This window comes from Aquisalimonas lutea (assembly GCF_030409225.1).
GTDB classification, from domain to species: domain Bacteria; phylum Pseudomonadota; class Gammaproteobacteria; order Nitrococcales; family Aquisalimonadaceae; genus Aquisalimonas; species Aquisalimonas lutea.
The window spans coordinates 1,732,407-1,751,505 of record NZ_JAUFPK010000001.1 but is presented as its reverse complement, the minus strand read 5'-3'; the positions used below and the strand labels follow the sequence as shown (position 1 = coordinate 1,751,505).

Below are 19,099 nucleotides of genomic sequence, written 5' to 3'. Positions count from 1 at the left end.
CGTGCAGCCGCAACGCTACCCGGCGGTCCCCTTCCCGGCGGATTACACGGACGGACGCATGTCATGAACTTCGCGAAATTCTTTGTCGACAGGCCGGTATTCGCCGCCGTGCTGTCCGTGTGCATCTTCCTGGCCGGCGCCATCGCCATCCCGCTGCTGCCGGTGAGCGAGTACCCCGACGTCGTCCCGCCCAGCGTCCAGGTGCGCGCCGTATTCCCCGGCGCCAACCCGGACACGATTGCCGAGACGGTGGCCACGCCCCTGGAAGACGCCATCACCGGGGTCGAGCGGATGATGTACATGAAGTCCGTCGCCGGCAGCGACGGTGTGCTCGCCATGACGATCACCTTCCAGCCGGGCACCGACCCGGACCAGGCGCAGGTCCAGGTGCAGAACCGCGTCAACCAGGCCCTGCCGCGGCTGCCGGAGGAAGTCCGGCGCCAGGGGGTGACCACGCAGAAGCAGTCCCCGGACCTGACCATGGTGGTCCACCTGCTCTCGCCCGGGGACGAGTACGACGCGGTCTACCTGCGCAACTACGCCACCCTGCACATCAAGGACGAGATCGCCCGGCTGCCGGGAGTGGGACAGACCCTGGTCTTCGGCGCCGGCGACTACGCCATGCGCATCTGGATCGACCCGGACCGGGCCGCCGCGCGCGGGCTGACCGCCGGCGACGTGGTGCGCGCCGTGCGCGAGCAGAACGTGCAGGTCTCCGCGGGACAGCTCGGCGCTCCGCCGACCCCGGAGGCAGCGGACTTCCTAGTCTCTGTCAACGCGCAGGGGCGCCTGGTCACCGAGGAGGAGTTCGGCGCCATCATCGTGCGCACCGGCAGCGACGGCGAGATCACCCGCCTCGCGGACATCGCCCGCCTGGAGCTAGGCGCGTCCGAGTACGCGCTGCGCTCGCAGCTCGACAACCAGCAGGCCGTGGCCATCGGCATCTTCCAGGCACCGGGCTCGAACGCCATCGCGCTGTCCAACGCCGTGCGCTCCACCATGGACGAGCTCGCCACGCGGTTCCCGCCGGGCCTGGAGCACGACGTCGTCTACGACCCCACGGTGTTCGTGCGCGATTCCATCAGCGCCGTCATCAGCACCCTGCTGGAGGCCGTTCTCCTGGTCGTGCTGGTGGTGGTGCTGTTCCTGCAGACCTGGCGCGCGTCCCTCATCCCGCTCCTGGCGGTTCCCGTCTCCATCGTGGGCACGTTTGCCGTGCTCTACCTGCTCGGGTTCACCATCAACACGCTGACGCTGTTCGGCCTGGTGCTCGCCATCGGCATCGTGGTGGACGACGCCATCGTGGTGGTGGAGAACGTGGAGCGAAACATCGCCGAGGGGCGGCATCCCCTGGCCGCCGCGCACCAGGCCATGCGCGAGGTCAGCGGGCCGATCATCGCCATCTCCATCGTGCTCTGCGCCGTCTTCGTGCCCATGGCCTTCCTGGAAGGGGTCACCGGCCAGTTCTATCGGCAGTTCGCCGTCACCATCGCCATCTCGGCGGTCATCTCCGGGATCAACTCGCTGACCCTGTCCCCGGCCCTCGCGGCCATGCTCCTCCGGCCCCACGACGCGCCGCCGGACAGGCTCACCCGGGGAATCAACTTCCTGTTCGGATGGATCTTCCGGCCGTTCAACCGGTTCTTCCGGCGCAGCTCCGAGGGCTACCAGACCGCGGTGGGCCACAGCCTGCGCCACCGCGGTGCCGTGTTCGTCGTCTACGCGGTGCTGCTGGCCGCCACCGGCGTCATGTTCCAGAGCGTGCCGGGCGGATTCATCCCCACCCAGGACAAGCTCTACCTCATCGGCGGCGTCAAGCTGCCGGAAGGCGCGTCCCTGGACCGCACCGAAACGGTGGTGGAGACCATGACCGACCTCGCCCTGGCCACCGAGGGCGTGTCCAGCGCCGTGGCGTTCCCGGGGCTCAATCCGCTGCAGTTCACCAACACGCCGAACACCGGCACCGTGTTCTTCGGGCTGGACGCGTTCGCCGACCGCGAGCGCACCGCCGCGGCCATCTCCGGGGAGCTCAACCAGAAGTTCGCCGGCATCCGCGAGGGCTTCGGCTTCGCCATCATGCCGCCGGCGATTCTCGGCATCGGCACCGGCTCCGGATTCTCGTTCTACATCCAGGACCGTGCCGGCCTCGGCCACGGCGCCCTCAACGACGCCCTGACCAACCTCTCCGGGGCACTCAGCCAGGTACCGGGCATGGGCTACCCGATCTCTTCCTACCAGGCCAACGTGCCCCAGCTCGACGCCCACGTGGACCGGGACCGGGCCAAGGCGCAGGGCGTGGCGATCACCGATGTCTTCGAGACCCTGCAGGTCTACCTCGGGTCGGCGTACATCAACGACTTCAACCGCTTCGGCCGCACCTACCAGGTGATCGCCCAGGCGGATGCGCCCTTCCGCATGCAGGCGGAGGACATCGCCAACCTCAGGACGCGCAACCGCGACGGCGAGATGGTGCCCATCGGAACCATGGTCCGGATCGAGCCTACCTTCGGGCCGGATCCGGTGATCCGCTACAACGGCTATCCCGCGGCCGACGTCATGGGGGAGGCGGACCCGGCCGTGCTGTCATCGAACCAGGCACTGGCCGTGGTCGAAGAGGTGGCGGCGCAGGTCCTGCCCAACGGCATGACCTTCGAGTGGACCGACCTCAGCTTCCAGCAGGTCAACGAGGGCCGGGCCTCCCTGGTCATTTTCCCGCTGGCAGTGCTCCTGGTCTTCCTGGTCCTGGCGGCGCTGTACGAGAGCTGGGTGCTGCCCCTGGCGGTGATCCTGATCGTTCCGCTGTGCGTGCTCTCCGCCCTGGCCGGGGTGTGGCTGGCGGGCGGCGACAACAACATCTTCGTCCAGATCGGCCTGGTGGTGCTCATGGGCCTGGCGTGCAAGAACGCCATCCTGATCGTGGAGTTCGCCCGCGACCTGGAGCACCAGGGCCGCGGCATCGTGGCGGCCGCCCTGGAGGCCTGCCGCCTGCGCCTGCGCCCGATCATCATGACCTCGATCACGTTCACGGCGGCGGTGGTCCCGCTGGTGCTGGCTACGGGTGCCGGCAGCGAGGTCCGCCACGCCCTGGGGGTCGCCGTGTTCGCCGGCATGATCGGCGTCACCGTATTCGGGCTCCTCCTGACACCCGTGTTCTACGTTGCCCTGCGCAAGCTCGCCGAGCGTGCCCGCGCAACCACCCCGGAGGCCGACAATGCCCGGCAAGCGCGCTGACCTGCCGCGGGTTGTGCTGCTGGTGGCCGTGCGTCACGAGGCCCGCTGACCGCGGCGCGGCCGCGAAAACAGCGGGCGACGGGACGGCGGCGAAACACGAAAAGGGCGCGCCGTAGCGCGCCCCCGGCATCCCTGCCCCCCTTGCGAGTCCGTCGTCTCTACCCGGCTTCCCTTGCCCGCGTCGAGGTCGCATTGGCCAGGCCGCGTTCGAACTCGGCCCGATCCAGCGTGCCATTGCCGTCGCGGTCGAGGGTCCGGAACTGAGCGTGCAGTTCCGGATTCGAGACCAGCTCATCCATGCTGATCATGGAGTCGCCGTTGGCGTCCGTCTTGTTGAACGCAACGGCGTCCGCGGCGAGCACCGCACCGGGTACCACCAGGGCGATCGCGAGACCGCCCGCCGTCAACCACTTGGTCGTCTTCATTGGAAGAATCATCCAGAAGGAGAGGCATCCGGAGTACGGTCCGGCCCAGCGCCGAGGCCTTCGGCGCAACTGCATGGATACGCTTCCCCCGGCACCCCGTCCAGTACTCTTTTCCGTGCAAGTCAGCGCCCTATAGATCCAGACGGTTGAAGGCCCTTCGGCGCTGCTTCGCCACGCCCGACCCAGGACTACGTACGATGCCGAGCTCCGCACGCTCAGGCATCCGGATCCACGCAATTGTCGTAGAAGGTCACCGTCGCCGGCCAATCGGAGAACACACCGATGACGCCGACATCCCGGGCGAGGACGTCGAGGCTGAGCAGCTTGTCGCCATCGGTGTCGATCACGTCGTCCGTGGTCTGGTGGTACCACGCGCCGTCCTGGCCCAGTGGAGCGGAACGCTCGAACGTCCAGGCGATGAGATCGAGGCCGGCATCCCGGGCATGCTCGGCGTAGGTGGACGGCACCACGGGGCTGCCGCCCCCGCCACCGGCAGCATCGGTCGCCAGCAGCATCCACATCGGCGGGGCCAGGATGTTCACTCCCCGGTCCGCCAGCTCGCCCATGTCCGGCGTCCACGTGCCCGGGTCGGCATGGTCGAAATCGTCCCGGGCATAGCGACCGTCGAGATACACGGCCTGCTCGGCGAAGGCGGGCTCGTTGTCGATCCAGTACTGCACGTCATCCAGGTTGAACGACTGCGGATAGACATCGGCGGGAGCGACGCCGGCTGCCTTGTACTCGTCGATCATCTTCTGCGCATAGTCCGCCTGGCTCATGCCGTTGAACGGCATGTCCACCGCGGGGGCCTTGAGCTCGGGGGTCATCTTCACGCCCAGTGACCGGAACAGCTCGATGCTCTCGGCATGGGTCATGAGCGTACCGCTGGAGGCGTAGAGATCCGTGCGCCATCGGGGTGTCCCGTCCAGGTAGCCCTCGATGGTATCGGCCTCGGTATCGACGCCTTCCATACGGCCTTCCAGCGTGCGGTACTCGGCCAGGGTAATGTCGCTGGTGCAGCACCGGATGTCTTCTGCATTGGTCAGTGCACCGGTGTCCGGATCGAACGCCGGGGGCACGGCGCATCGATCCGCCAGATCGGTTTCCAGGATGTTGGTGGTGGAGTGCAGGTCACACTGGGAGTGCCGGCAGACCAGTTCCTTGTCGGCGGTGAAGGTGACATCGCACTCGAGAATGCCCGCGCCCATCTGCGCGCCGGCAATGTACGACTCGCGGGTATGCTCGGGGAACTGCAGGGCCGCGCCGCGATGGCCGATGGAGAACTCGGTCCGCTGCCAGTTGCGCCCGCTGCTGGCACAGTGCAGGAGCTCATCCTTGAGCTCGCGCTCGCGCGGGAAGTCTTCGCCCATGTCCCGGGCCAGGAACAACGGCCGCGGGCCGAGGGTGATGTCGCCTCCGGCCGCCACGGCCTGGGCCGCCAGCACCCCGGGCGCGGCGGCCGTCAGCGACAGCAATGCGAAGGCGATCGCGAAAAAGACCGTCCTTTTCATGGCGTGCTCCATTGTCCGTTTCGTCCACTGCCCGGGGCGTTGCCCGGCTTTCCGGCATCATGTCTTTTGAGCAATTTACCCGACCATCGATGTCAGCATGATGATCCCGCGATGACAGCCCGGCATTGCCCAGGGCACCGGCACGGTGCGCTCTGCGCGGCTCAGAACGTCGACAGGCCGGTCGCCTCCGTGATCCGGTACTGCCAGTACCGCAGCCGGCCGGCATCACCGTGCTCGGTGTACGGCAGGCTGTACCGCCGGTCACCACGATTGCTCCAGCGCCGGTCGAAGAAGACGGCGGCGTCACGCATCACCGGGGTCTGCCGGCTCCCCTCAACGAGGACACTGGTCTCCAGGTTCAGGTCGTCCAGGTTGCGCCGTGTATAGTTCGCCGAGCCGGCAATGAATGCGGCGGAACCGACGGCGGAGCGATACAGCATGAACTTGCTGTGGCACTGCTCGCCGCGGGTGGTGCACCAGCGGACGGGAATACCGGCGGCAACCAGCTCATCGGCGACCGGCTGATTCGGCACGCCGTTCTTGCGGCGGCCGAACGCACCCTGGTTGGGATCGAGCAGCACGCGCACCTGCACGCCGCGCCGGTGCGCGGCCTTCAAGGCGCCGACGACGCCGCGGTGGGAAAGGTAGAACATGGCCAGGTCGATGGAGTCGCCGGAGTCGGCGCGGCCCAGCAGGGCGAGGACCTGCTCGAGGATGGCCGCCTCCGTCAGCACCTGGATGCGGGTACCGTCATGGCGCTCCGCGCCGGACGGGCGCGGCTCCGGCGGCTCCGGCCAGACCAGCCCGGGGCGGGAGAAGCGCACGACGGCACGCTCGGTCTCCAGCAGATCCAGGGCGGCCGGGCCGGTGAACTCCACGGCGACATTGCCGTGCGCACTGGAGGCATCATGGGGGTTGCCGGACGTCACCAGGCCGACCCAGCCCCCGGGCGTGTCGGCGACGAGTGTCTTGCGGTGGTTTGCCTTGAAGTTGAGCATGGCCAGGAGGCTGCGCAACGGAACGGCCTGATCCCCGACCGGGTTCGGGAGCCAGCCGCTTTCCGGAGCGTCGCCGAGCCACTGGCAGCAGATGCGCCACAGGCCGGACCACGCCGGGTTCGGGTCCCGCAGCGCGCCGAGCCGGGTGATGACCACGTCGACCCCGGCCCGCTCAAGGCGTTCCAGATTATCGTTCACGACCCCGCCGTAGAGGGTGTTGATGGGGTCGGTAATCAGGATGATCGACATCTCCGGCCGCGCCCGCTTCCTGTCGACAAGGGCGGCGGTCACCTCGTCGGACAGGGACCGCATGTCGTCGCCGTCGGCCTCGCCGGCGAAGTCGTTGAGCAGGAACATGTCGAGCACGATCAGGCGCTCGGCCCCGCCGATGAGTGCCAGCACGCGGTCGAAGATGTGGTGCTCGGTGCGGCGCTGCCCCGAGGCGTCGACCCAGGTGTCGTCGGCCAGGAAGCGGACCTCGCCCTGCTCGCGTACCGGCATGGCGGCGCTCAGCCCCTCGGGCAAGGGCTTGAAGCTGTGATAGGCGGCAACGGCGACGCAGGCGAGCACCAGAAGCCCGCACGCGGTAAGCGCATGACGCCCGAAAGGCCGTCGCCGCCGGATCCCCAAAAGCCCTTGCCGTGTCATGACTGCACGGATCCCTCAGTTGGTGGGAAGGCGCCGGTCCGCGTCCGGGGCCGCAACACGGAAGCGCCGTACGCGTCGTGCACCGGTCTCGTCGACCACGGTCAGGGTATGCGCCCCCGGCGTCAGATCCACGGGAACCTCGTGGAACACCTCGGTCTCCCCCACGAAGCGCCCGTCCAGGTGCCAGTACAGGGTAGCGTCGTCCACCCGGTGGATCGCCTTGAGAACCAGCCGGCTGCGGCGGCCGCCGAAGTCCGTGGGTATGTAGACCCTCGCCCCCGGGTCCGGATAGAGGATGGCGAACGACTGCGTCGGAGCCGACTCGCGGCAGTCGGGGCGCACCGGGGGCAGAACCCGGTAGTCGGCATTGCGGCGACGGTAATAGTGCGCCTGCACCGGCGGCAGAACGAACCAGCTCTCGTTCCGCATGGCAGTCACCGATTCGCAATCCGCGTTGACGCGCCACTGGCCGCTTTCATCCAGGTGGATCCAGCGATGATTCCTGCTGACCCGGTGGTAGTGACTGTCCACCGGGACCTCGGCCCGGCGGGTCGGGCAACCGTTGTTCGGCAGATGCCCGTCCGCCCTGCAGACGCGGATGGTCTTCAGTCGCGACCGGGGCTTGTCGAACCAGCCGCCGGTTTCCAGCTGGTCGAATATGGCAAACAGCAGCGGTCCCGCCGTGGTCGTCCCGGTGAGCTCGCTCCGGCCCTCGCCGGCCGCATTCCCCGCCCAGACGCCGACGGTGTACCGCGGTGTCGTCCCCACGGCCCATCCGTCCCGCAGGCCGTAGCTGGTACCGGTCTTCCAGGCGATGCGGCGCCCGCCCGTGTGGTCACGCCAGTGACGATCGACGCCGGGCCGGTCCACCTCGAGGAGCGTGTTCAGCGTTACCCAGGCACTGCCGGCGCCCAGGGGCGACGGCGGCCCCGGTTCACGGGCAGTGCCGGCCAGGACGCGCGGGTTGCGCAGGCGATAGGCGCCGGCGCGGCCACCGCTGGCGAGCGTGCCCGCGAGGTTGGCATACATGCCGGTGAGATCCCACAGCGTTGCCTCGGCGCCCCCGAGCACCAGGGTCAGCCCGTAGTCCTGCGGTGACCGGTGCAGGGTGGTCATCCCCAGCTGTTCGAGGAGGTCGTGGAACCGGGCGATGCCGTGGCGGCGCAGCATGAACACCGCCGGCACGTTCAGCGAGTCCGCCAGGGCCGCGCGCGCACGCACCGCGCCGCGGAAGCGCTGGTCGTAGTTCTCCGGGCTGAAGCTGCTGAAATGCGCGGGAACGTCGGGAACCAGCATGCCCGGCTGGAGCATGCCGTGCTCGACCATGTTCGCGAACAGGAAGGGCTTGAGAATGCTGCCGGAGCTGCGCGGCCGCTGGACCAGGTCCATGGCGTAGCCGTGGCCAGCGTGCCCGACCCGACGCGTGTTGCCCGCGTACGCGACCACCTCGAAGGTGCGGTTATCCACGACCAGCGCGGCCGCGTTGTGAATGCCGCTGCGGCGCAGACGCGCACCGTGCTCCTGCACGATCCCCTCCACCCGCGCCTGGACATCGGCGTCCAGCGTCGAGGTGAAGCGGGCCCGCTCACTGCCGACGCGCAGGCGGTCCAGCAAGTGGCCGGCGTGGCGCGGCAACGCCCGGGGGCCGTCGGGCACGGGCTCGAGCAACGCCAGCTCCAGATCCTGGGCGGTGAGCTCGCCGGCGCCGTGAAGCTTGCGCAGGAGCGCGTCACGCTTTGCACGCAGGCGCTCCCGGCCACGACCGGGGTGGATCAACCCGGGCGCATTGGGCAGAACCGCCAGCGTGGCGGCTTCGGCCCAGGACAGGTACGCCGGGCTGCGGCCGAAATACCGCCAGGCTGCCGCCCGCAGCCCCACGACGTTGCCCCCGAACGGTGCATGCGCAGCATAAAGGGACAGGATCGCATCCTTGCTGTAGCGGGTCTCGAGGCGCAGCGCCAGGAGGGTCTCGTAGACCTTCTGCGGCAGAGTCCGGGGCGGGTCATCCAGCGCCAGCCGGACGACCTGCATGCTCAACGTGCTCGCGCCGCTGACGATGCGCCCGGCGGCGAGGTTCTCCCAGCTCGCCCGGGCTACCGCCACGGGGTCGACCCCCGGGTGGTGGCGGAAGCGCTCGTCCTCGAAGGCAATGAGGGCGGTGGCGAAGCGCTCGGGCACCTCTTCGCGGGGCGGGAATCGCCACTGGCCGTCGGGGGCGACCCGGGCGCTCAGCAGCTCCTGGTTGCGGTCCAGGAGCACCGCCGAGTAGTCCGTTCCGAACAGCGGCTCGGGTAAGCGCGGCCAGGCCGCCCAGGCGACCGCCAGGGCGGACAGCAGGACCGCCGGCAGGACGGCCCGACGCCCTAGTCGCCGCCGCTTACCTCGATCCATTGTCCCGCCGTACGCGCCTTCAGGGTGTCGTCGTACATGGCTTCGAGGACCACGCCCGGGGCGTAGTACCGCCCGGGGTACGCGGCCGTGAAGCGCAGCTCGAAGGTCCGGCTCTCACCGTCGGCCAGCCCGAAGTGCGTATGCACGCGATCATCCCGGATGTCGCGATACACGTACTCGCCGGTGGCCCCGTCTCCGGCGCCCCGGAGCCGCTCGTTGCTGATCTCCCAGCCCGAAGGGACGACGTGGCGCAGCGCCAGCTGCTCGACATCCTGGCCGCTGCGGTTGGCCACCTCGACCCGGGCACGAACATCGGTGCCCGATGCCAGGTCGGCGATGTCCAGCGATTCGCCGTCACGGCCGTAGTACGTGACGGCCACGTCGAGACCCTCCTGGCGGGCCTCCTCCGCGCCCGGCGGCGGCGTGCCCTCGGTGGTCAGGGTGAGATACAGGGGGCGGCTGCCATCGTTGCGCACCACGACGGGCCCGGCGCCCTCGTCGGTGGCCAGGGGTACGGCCACCACCGGCTTGTCCACCTGCCGCTGCCGGGTAGCCGAGTCGCCGCGCCCGTACGCGAACGCGACGCCCGTGCCAGCCTCCTGCTGATCGACGACGTAGCCGCCCAGGGCGGCCAGGCCGAAACCGACGCTCTGGGTACTGTGCCACTCGCCGCCGCGGAGCCCCTCGGCGAGCGTACGGGCCACGGCGGCTGCTTCCTCGTGCCTGCCGAGGGTGTGCAGCGCCGTCAGCAGGATGGCCCGGTCCCGCATGGCCGAGCCGAAGGTGGCCCCCGGCCGGTCATACTCGCGGGAAACGGAGGGCGCCCGGCCCATCAATGCGCCCGCCGCCTTGTCGAGCCCCAGCCGGGCATACGCTGTCGCCAGCAGCCAGCGGCCCGGTGCCGGCAGCGTGTTGCCGGCACGCAGCCGGTTCATGGCACCGATCTGGGGGCGATCCGCCCGGGCCAGGACCAGCAGGCGGAACGCCTGGGTCATGGCCTCCCCGTCGCCGCCCGCGGTCCACTCCTGGCTCACGGTGGCGGCATGGTCCAGCCAGTCGGACAGCAGCGCCTCGGGTACGTCGTAACCCACCCGCTCGGCGGCGACCATGAAGTTGCCCGCATAGACGTCCGCCCAGCCGTTGTAGCGGCTACCGCCGGGCCAGTACGAGAAACCGCCGTCGCCGCGCTGGAAGCTGCGCAGGCGCTCCAGGGCGGCATGGACATTGTCTTCCGTCGCCTGGATGCGCTCCGGCGGCAGCTCCGCAAGCCGGGGCAGATAGACCTGGGGATAGGCCGCGGAGGTGGTCTGCTCGATACACCCGTAGGGATAGCGGATCAGGTAGCCGAGCCGCTGGCCGAGCCCGAACGGCGGGACCGCGCTGGCCTCCAGGGTCACCTCGTTGGTGCCCTTGAGTCCGTGGAGATTCACCGGTTGCCGCCACGTCTCGCCGGGCTCCAGGCGGCGGCGCACGGTTCGCGCCTCGGGCAGTGACGCGGACCGGATCTCGAGGTTGGTGGTCGTGCGGCTGCCGCCCTCGCTGCTCCGCACCACGGTAGTGACACTGGTCTCCCCGATGCGCTCGGCCACACGGAGCCGGAAGCGCACCATCTGTTCCGCGCCCTGCTCGAACGAAACCTCCCGGGTCGACGCCCCCGCGAGGCTCAGGCCGTCGCCCGGCTCCAGCGCCACGGACGCCTCCGCTACGCCCTCCTCGTGGGCAAACACGCGCACCGGCACCGTCACCGTCTCGCCGGGGCCGAGCACCCTGGGAAGCGTGATCAGCCCGGACACGGCGTCCCGCACCGGCACCGTCCGCTCCGCCGAGCCGTACGAGCCGTCGTGACCGGCGACTGCCATCACCCGCACGGCCCCGATGTACTGCGGCAGATCCACGGGATGGGAGCGCTGCGCCCCGGCATCGAGACGGAACGGCCCGAGGAACCGCACCACCGGCGGGAAGCGCCGCTCCCTGCGGCTGCCACTGTCCTCCTTGCCGCTGTCGCTTCCGCCCACGGCGAGCAGGCGCTGGAGGTCCGCATCATAGGCGCCGACGACCTGATCGAACAGATCCCAGGTCATCACCCCGAGCGCCTCACGCTGGTAGAACCGGTCATGGAGCGCCGGCGTCGCGAAGCTGGTCAGCCCCAGCAGGCCCTCGTCCACCACGGCCAGGGTATACGTCATGGGCCGGTCGCGCGCCTCGGCGACCCGGATGGTCTGCCGTGACTGCGGCGGCCAGGGCCCGTCGGTTTCGATCTCCGGCTGCAGCTCCGTGTCGGGGTCCGTGACCTTCAGCGGAACGATCCCCTGAAGCCGCATCGGCCGATCGTTGTCGCGCCCGGAATGCGGCTGGATCACCGTAACGGCCGCATAGACATTGGGGGCCATGCCCTGGCGGATGGGGACTCGGACCCGGCGCCGCCCTTCGCCGTCGAAGGTCAGCCAGCGCTGCGACAGGATCCCGGAGCCGTCCTCGATGGTGAGCAGGCCGCGGCCCCGCAGTCCCGACGGCATGGTCAGCACCGCCGTCTCGCCCACCCGGTAGTCGTCCTTGTCGGCGCTGAACGTGAGCACGCTGGCGGCTTCGGCCTGCTCCTGGGGCTGTCCCGCCCAGCCCGGCCAGTCGATGTAGAACACCTCGCCGGTGCAATGGCCGCCGTCGCTGTCACACGCGCGCAGTAGGTAGCGCCCCCACGCGGGCCGCTGGATCTCGAACCGGTATACGCCGCGACCATCCGTGGTGCTCACCGTCGCGCGATCGACCGGCGTACGGTGTTCCGCGCTGGAAAAGGCGGTCACGCTCTCCGCCGAGCTGTCCCACCACCACTTCCAGTCGAGCTCGTAGAGCCTGACCTCGACGGCGTCGACGTCGGCGGGCTCGCCGTCGTGGGTGAGCGTGCCGATGGCCACTTCGTGGGTCTTGTCCGTCAGCAGCATGCCGCGGGACGCGTCGCCCTCGGGCATGCGCACGCCGACGTAACGGTGGTAGGGATGGGCGGTGAGCGACTGCGTACCGACACTGAATTCCCCGCCGGGCTCGAACACCCGGGAGGTGAACGCCGCGCGCAGGGTTCCGGCGGGCTGGCCCGGCACGCGCAGCGGCGTCTCGAACCGGGCCCGGCCCTCGTCATCGAGCCGCCCTTCCCAGATGGTGGCGGGCTCGCCGTCGAACGCCCGGACCGGGTCGTCGAACTCGTAGCCGCTGAACCGGTTGAACGTGGTATCCACGGGTGCGTACCGGACCTCGACGTCCGCCTCGAGCTGCGACGCGGTGGCACCGTGCAGCCAGCGGGCCCGGAAGTCGAACGGCACCGGCTCCTCGCCGAGAAGCAGGGGCTCGGCACCCGGCTCCAGATTCATGTCGAGGCGATTGGGCTTGACCGTCTCCACCCGCACGGTGCGGTCGTACTGCTTGTCTCCCACGAGCACCCGCGCCGTCCAGCGGCCCGTGGGGGCGTCGTTCGCCGTGGCGACGCTGAACCGGTAGAAGCCGTCGAGCGGATTCCGGTTGGTGCTGGTCCGACGGATCTGTCCCCGCGGCCCCAGCAGGTGGAGGGTGGCCGGGTGCCCGGCCGGCACCGCGTCGTCCGGGTCGTGCAGCACGAACGTCAGGTGCATGGTGTCGCCGGGTCGCCAGACGCCACGCTCGCCGTAAATGGTGCCCTTGACGCCCTGCTCGACGGTCTGCCCGCCGGTATCCAGGTGGCTGGTCGGCAGGGCCGAGCCGCGATCGACCTTGAGGTAGCCCTGACGGCCCCCGTGCCGGGCGACCAGGTAGTACGGCACGGATTCCAGCTGCACCCGTGCCATGCCCTGAGCATCCGTATGCAGCGTGTCGACGGGCTGATCCTGATAGTTGCGCAGCTCGATCCGGGTGTCCGGCAGCGGCTCCCCGGTCCGCAGGTCGGTGGACACGACCACGAACGAGCCGTCATTGCCGCGCTTGGCGATCAGGCCGATGTTCGACGCCAGGAAGTTGCGCTGGTCCCTGACCTGATCGGAGTGGCGGTAATACGCGTTCCTGCACGGGTCGCGCCGGTCGGCGCGCGAGCTCCCGCCGGAGTCGGCGCCGTAGTACGCCTCGGCGTAGTCCCAGTTGCTGTCCTCGGCGACGCTGTCCGAGCCGTCGTAGTTCTCCGGCGGCCCCTCCCGCCACACGGGGGCGCGGCTCTCGCTGTCGCCGCAGGGGTAGGTCGCATTGCCGCGATTGATGGAAAGCTCGAGCCGGAACAGCGCGTTGGGGTGGCTGCTCGCCAGCTCGGAGACATCCAGCGAGTAGCGCTGCCACTGGTTGCGCTGGTTGTCGGGCAGCTCGATGGTGCGGCGCCACAGGTTGCGGCCGACACGACGCAGCTCGCGCCGTTCATCCAGATCATTCACCTGCAGGAACTGGCCGATATTGTCCTCGTAGATCCGCATGGCCTGGACCTGCAGCGAATCCACGTTCATGGTCTCGATGGGGATTTCCAGGTGCTCACCGGCAGGCAGGATGACGCCGCTGCCGGCGAAGCGCACCTGCGGGTCTTCGTGATCGAACACCAGCTCCGTTTCGAAGGCGGCGTCGAGACGCTCGCCCGAGACGCTTCGCAGGCCGGGATTCACCCGCAGCGATGCCCGCCTCTGTGCCTGTCCGCTGGCCAGGTCCGTAACGAACAGCGTCGCCGTGTTGCCGGAGACGCGGGTATCGAACGACGCCCCCTCCAGGGCGAACAGGCCGCTGGCGTCCTGGCCGGGGTCCAGGCGTTCGGTGAAGGTGATCTGCACCCGGCGGCTGGGCTCGCGCTCGACCCGGACATCCGCGACCTGGAGCGTGCCCCGCACGGGGATGGGCACATCGCGGGCACCTTCCGTTTCCGCGCCGATGGCCTCGCCGGCCCAGCGGAACGTCAGCGACGCCGGCTCATCCGGCCGGTCCAGCCCCGAGGCCGTGAATACGTGGGACCGCCCGGATTCGGCGTGGCGCCAGTCCAGGTCGACGTCGCGGCCGCGATAGCGTGCCGTGACGATCTCGCGGGCCGTCGCCGGCTTCACCCGATCGGAGGTGGACAGCCGCCCCGCAACGCGGACACCTTCGTCGCCGCCCAGCGAGGGCGGATCGATGCGTACACGGAGCTCCGGCGTGATGACGGCAAACCGGAAGGCGTAGGGCTCAAGCCCGTCGGGCAGCCCACCCAGCCGTGCGGGGTCGACGCGGACACTGTATTCCGTTCCGGGGTCCAGGCCCTCTGCAGGCCGGAAAACCAGCTCACTGCCCGAGACGCGCTGGACGCTGCCGGCAACCGAGGGTTCGATGCGGAACACGCCTTCGAGATCGCTGCTGTCCACACCGGGGGGCAGCACGTCGTGCTGGAACACGAGCCGGATATCGGCATCCCGGGAGACGGTTCCCGCCGTGTGATGCCGTAGATACTGCGCCCAATGCAGGCTTTCGCCCCGTGCTGAAGCCGGCGCCTCAGCGGCATCCACGGCGCCCGGAGACCACCATCCGGCGGCAGCCAGGAACAGTACGGCCAGAACCGCCCATGCACGATTCCCTGTAGGCATGCATCCCCCCTTTCCCTGACGTTGCTTCTCTTGTATCCGCGGCTCCGGCAATACCGCCCTTACCGGGCAGGCCCGATGGCGCACGGAACGCCGAGTGCTGGACTGTATCCGCACCGTCCCACCGCATGCAATCGAGACCGGTTGATCCCGCCGCATCAAGCGCAGGGTAACGCATCCTGCATTCATCCCCCTCCTTCAACCACTTCCATGTGCGAACGCCGCTCGCTCTCTGGGGGACCATCATGTGCCGCCGCCTCGCGGCCGTCGGTGATCACGGTCAGCCGGTTCTTGCCGTTCTGCTTGGAGACATACAGTGCGCGGTCGGCCCGGGCGACGCTGATCTGCCAATGATCGCCCGTCAGTGCCGCGTACCCCATGCTCATGCCCAGGCGCAGGCCGGGGGCTTCGTCGAAATACATGCGCCCCGCCGCCGCCCGCAGACGCGAAGCCACCTCCTCGACCTGCGCCGGCCCGGTATCCGCCAGGTAGACCAGGAACTCGTCCCCGCCCCACCGGCACGGCACGTCATCGCCGCGCAACTGGGTGCGCAGGGCGACGGCGACGTGCCGCAGCACGGCATCGCCGACCAGGTGGCCGTAGGCGTCATTGATCGCCTTGAAATCATCCAGATCGACGAACAGCAGGCCGCCGTCCCGGGCACCGTCCCGCTCACCCAGCACCTTCTGGAGATACTGCTTGGTGAACAGCCCCGTGGCCGGATCGCGGTCCACCTCGTCGGACAGGCGCTGGAGCACCATGTGCTGGTGGCGCTCCTCGCGCAACGTGCGGGAGTAGTGCAGGGCCAGGAACGCGAACGCACCCACCTGGAAGCAGGCGAACCCCAGCGGCAGCATGTTGATCGGCGACAGGTGCACGCGCAGCTCCCGCAGGACGTCGTGGAGCCCCGCCGCATAGAGGGCCGTGATACCCGCGACATTGAGCCACCAGCCCAGCCGGTCACTGCGGCGCAGCGGCGAGCGCGCAAGCAGCGGGAAGATGAGCGCCGACAGCGCCAGGGCGAAGCCGAAGAACCACGGCGCCAGTGCGCCGTAGTCGGCGAACACCGACATGCCCCGCCGGGTGAGTTCCCCGCCGGCGATCACCAGGGCCGGGTGGTCCACCCAGAGAACCGTCGAGACGATCGCGGCTACCGCATAGAGCAGGGCCATGCGCGCCCAGGACAGAATGCCGCGGGACGCCAGGGCCCAGTACAGATTGATATAGGCGGCAATGGCGAAGATCACCGTGGCTATGGCGACACGGATCTTCGGCAGCGTCCCGCTCAGGTCGCCGTGCAGGGCGTCCAGGCGCACGGCCGTGTCGGCGCCGATGTACAGCACGGCGAACAGGTTCGCCAGCGCGAAACACTGCGCAATCCGGGCCTGGCGGCTACGATCACCGCGATGGGCGACCGTGAACGCCGCCACCAGGATGACAAAGGTAACGCTCACGCTGAGCGCGACGAGCCGCAGCGACAGCACCGTCAGGTCGACGCCGGAGGCCTGCGCCAGGTTGCTGAGGAGATCGTCGTCCATGGGCAATGCGTCCCTCCGCCACGACGCCGCCGTTGGCCGGTCGTCGTCCGCGCGACCGCTCGAGCCGTCAGCGCCCGGTACTGTTTGGTGGTTTTCCCTGCCCCGGCGAAGCGGCGATGCTCGTTCCGCCGGCCGGGTGAAGCCTGCAACAGTGCCTGGAACAGCATCAGCATGGCACGAAAACGGCGCTTGTCGAGCATGCCCCGGCGTCGCGTCGCGCCTCCCGCCCGGGGCGGACGCGCCCCCGGACTAGCGCACCGCCACTTCCTCGATGGCATCGAAGTACACCGGCGAGACCATGTGGCCGCCGCTGAACCGCTGCCGGAGCTGGAGCCGCCGGGACTCGACGGCATCCAGGTAGCCGAACGAGGTCTCGCCGTCATCGGTGCGGACGCGGATATAGGCACCCTCGTGGCTGCCGAGCTCGGCGACCGGGACGGGCGTATAGCCGTCATCCGGGGCGGACGGCTCGTCGCCCGCGTCATCGCTCCGGGCCGCCTGCCCGCCCTGGTCAGCCGGCGCCCGCCCGGCCCCGGTCTCACCCTCGCCGTCGCCGCCTTTCCCGGCGGCCGACGGGCCGCTCGCCTGCCCTTGCCGGCCTTCCGCCCGGGCGATGTCGAGCCGGCCGATGGAGTCATCGTTGACGTAGATCTGGCCCTGCAGGTACTGGCGCAAGGTCTGCGGCCGCATCTCCCCCATCCGCATCACCGGCAGGCTGTGCCGTGTCCGGATCTCGACAGTGACGCGGTCCGGCTCATCGATGAACCGGCGGTAGGCCGCCAGCATGTTCGGGCCGGGCTGGATCCCGGCCTCCAGCAGCCGCGCCTCCCAGGCCTGTGCATGACGCTCCAGGTACGCCTCCCGGCCGAGATCGCTCTCCTGCTGGCAGTGATCCAGCAGCCGGCGGTAGTACCCGTGATCCTGGTAGCGCAGATCGATCGCCTCCAGCTCCGCCGTGGAGGCTGCCGCGGCGAGCTCCGCGACACTGCGCGACCGCGCGGTCACGCCGATGCGTATGTCAGCGGTGAGGTCCGCCATGTCCTGGACCCGCGACGCGAAGGACAGCTGCAGGGAGCGGTCCTCGAAGCGGTAGTCCATGTCCATGTCCATGGCGAGCTCGCCGCCGGACGCGCCCAGCAGATCGGCCAGCTCCTCCGGGGTGAGCTCCCCGGACTCGCCGCAGCCCGCCACGTCCAGCCGCGCCGCGGGCTGCATCATCTGCCACTGGCGGTCATCCATGGCGTAGAGATCCAGCGGCACGCCCTCCAGGGTCAGCCCCAGCTGCGCCGGCAGGCGACGGTCCTCGAACTGGCCGGACAGGCGATACAGGGCCCACAGGCTGCCCGTGCGCAGGATCACCTTGTCCACCCGCGCTTCCTCGCCCGGCCCCCGCGGGCTGAAGGCCAGATCCTCGATCTCCACCTCCCCCCACGGGGTAATGGAGACATCCCCGTACTCGAACGTGCCCATGGGGCGGGTCTGCATGGCCAGGTCATCCAGGTGACTCTCGATCCGCCAGGTGGCGTAGGTATGCCCGGCGATGCCCCCCACGACGACGATCAGCGCCGTAATGATCAGTGCCCGTTTCACGATTTGCCCCTCACGATTCTCTGGTTATGCCGGGGTGATCGGCGCCCGGAGCCGCAGCTGAAGGCTGACCCCGGACAACGCCCGCCGTAGCGGACTGACGGGCACCGGCGCGCTCCAGGAGAGGGGTTCGGGGAACCGTCCCTGGATGCGGGCCAGATACCACAGCCCATTTCCCCAACTTGGCAAACTAATGAAACGGGACGGGCTTGGCAATGATGCGGCGCTCGCGAGCGCCGCGAGCGTTCGCGCTTCACCGGAGACGGCGGGGCCGGCTTCGGCTCCCGCCCTCCGCTTTCCGGCGCCGGGCTATGCCTGCATCTTGTCCTGCGTCCGGTGCTCGAAGTCGCTGGCGTCGTGCCGCTCCGGCAGCTGCCTGTGCGGCTCGCCCCAGACGCGGTTCACCATCCGCCCGCGCTGCACGGCCGGCCGCTGGTCGATCTCGTCCGCCCAGCGGAGCACGTTCTCGTAGGTGTGCACCTGGAGGAACTCGCCGGCGTCGTAGAGGCGGCCCTTCACGAGCTGGCCGTACCAGGGCCAGATCGCCATGTCGGCGATGGTGTACTCGTCACCGGCGATATAGCGGCGCTCGGCCAGCTCGCGGTCGAGCACGTCGAGCTGGCGCTTCACCTCCATGGTGAAGCGGTTGATGGGATACTCGTAGGACTCCGGCGCATACGCGTAGAAATGGCCGAAACCGCCGCCCAGCAGCGGCGCACTGCCCATCTGCCAGAACAGCCAGTTCAGGCACTCGGTGCGGGCCGTGTGGTTGTCCGGCAGGAAGGCGCCGAACTTCTCGGCCAGGTAGAGCAGGATCGAGCCCGACTCGAACACCCGCGTCGGCGGCGTGGTGGTCCGATCCAGCATGGCCGGGATCTTGGAGTTGGGATTGACCTCCACGAACCCGCTGCTGAACTGCTCGCCCTCGCCGATCCGGATCAGGTGCGCGTCGTACTCCGCCCCCTGGAACCCCATGGCCAGGAGCTCCTCGAACAGGATGGTGACCTTCACGCCGTTGGGCGTCGCCAGGGAGTAGAGCTGGAACGGATGCTTCCCCAGGGGCAGCGCCTTGTCGTGCGTGGGCCCGGCGACGGGGCGGTTGATGCTCGCGAACTTGCCGCCGCTCGGCTTCTCCCAGGTCCACACCCGGGGTGGCGTATAGGTTCCGTCGGTCATCAGGGTCTCTCCAGGGTTGATGGTGCGCGATGGCATCTCGGGCCTCGCCCG

9 protein-coding genes are annotated in these 19,099 nt (G+C 69.4%); 1 reads left to right on the top strand and 8 read right to left on the bottom strand.

Annotated features, from left to right (window positions below):
- Positions 1–63 precede the first annotated feature (63 nt).
- Positions 64–3,231, top strand: coding sequence for an efflux RND transporter permease subunit (locus QWY84_RS08160; RefSeq protein ID WP_290202085.1), 3,168 nt, complete (start codon positions 64–66; stop codon positions 3,229–3,231).
- A 158-nt stretch (positions 3,232–3,389) separates the two neighbouring features.
- Here QWY84_RS08160 and QWY84_RS08155 read toward each other — a convergent pair whose 3' ends face one another.
- The 8 genes from QWY84_RS08155 to yghU form a co-directional block, all read right to left on the bottom strand.
- Positions 3,390–3,656, bottom strand: a complete 267-nt coding sequence (locus tag QWY84_RS08155) for an EF-hand domain-containing protein (protein WP_290202084.1) — start codon at positions 3,654–3,656, stop codon at positions 3,390–3,392.
- Between the two features lie 215 nt (positions 3,657–3,871).
- Entirely contained in the window at positions 3,872–5,167 is a 1,296-nt protein-coding gene (locus QWY84_RS08150) for a glycerophosphodiester phosphodiesterase family protein (RefSeq protein ID WP_290202083.1), read from the bottom strand.
- 161 nt (positions 5,168–5,328) lie between these two features.
- The gene (locus QWY84_RS08145) at positions 5,329–6,813 is read right to left on the bottom strand and encodes a phospholipase D family protein (protein WP_290202082.1); all 1,485 of its coding nucleotides are present in this window, start codon (positions 6,811–6,813) and stop codon (positions 5,329–5,331) included.
- A 15-nt stretch (positions 6,814–6,828) separates the two neighbouring features.
- Positions 6,829–9,204: a penicillin-binding protein 1C gene (gene pbpC, locus QWY84_RS08140; protein WP_290202081.1), complete on the bottom strand. Its 2,376-nt coding sequence runs from the start codon at positions 9,202–9,204 to the stop codon at positions 6,829–6,831.
- Positions 9,177–14,750, bottom strand: a complete 5,574-nt coding sequence (locus QWY84_RS08135; RefSeq protein ID WP_290202080.1) for an Ig-like domain-containing alpha-2-macroglobulin family protein — start codon at positions 14,748–14,750, stop codon at positions 9,177–9,179. The genes pbpC and QWY84_RS08135 overlap by 28 nt, the downstream gene beginning before the upstream one ends.
- Positions 14,751–14,932: 182 nt before the next feature.
- Positions 14,933–16,285 carry a GGDEF domain-containing protein gene (locus QWY84_RS08130; RefSeq protein ID WP_290202079.1) on the bottom strand — a complete coding sequence of 451 codons (1,353 nt, stop codon included), beginning with the start codon at positions 16,283–16,285 and terminating at the stop codon, positions 14,933–14,935.
- Between the two features lie 249 nt (positions 16,286–16,534).
- The gene (locus QWY84_RS08125) at positions 16,535–17,875 is read right to left on the bottom strand and encodes an aq_1923 C-terminal domain (protein ID WP_290202078.1); all 1,341 of its coding nucleotides are present in this window, start codon (positions 17,873–17,875) and stop codon (positions 16,535–16,537) included.
- A 306-nt stretch (positions 17,876–18,181) separates the two neighbouring features.
- Positions 18,182–19,048: a glutathione-dependent disulfide-bond oxidoreductase gene (gene yghU / locus QWY84_RS08120; RefSeq protein ID WP_290202077.1), complete on the bottom strand. Its 867-nt coding sequence runs from the start codon at positions 19,046–19,048 to the stop codon at positions 18,182–18,184.
- Positions 19,049–19,099 lie beyond the last annotated feature (51 nt).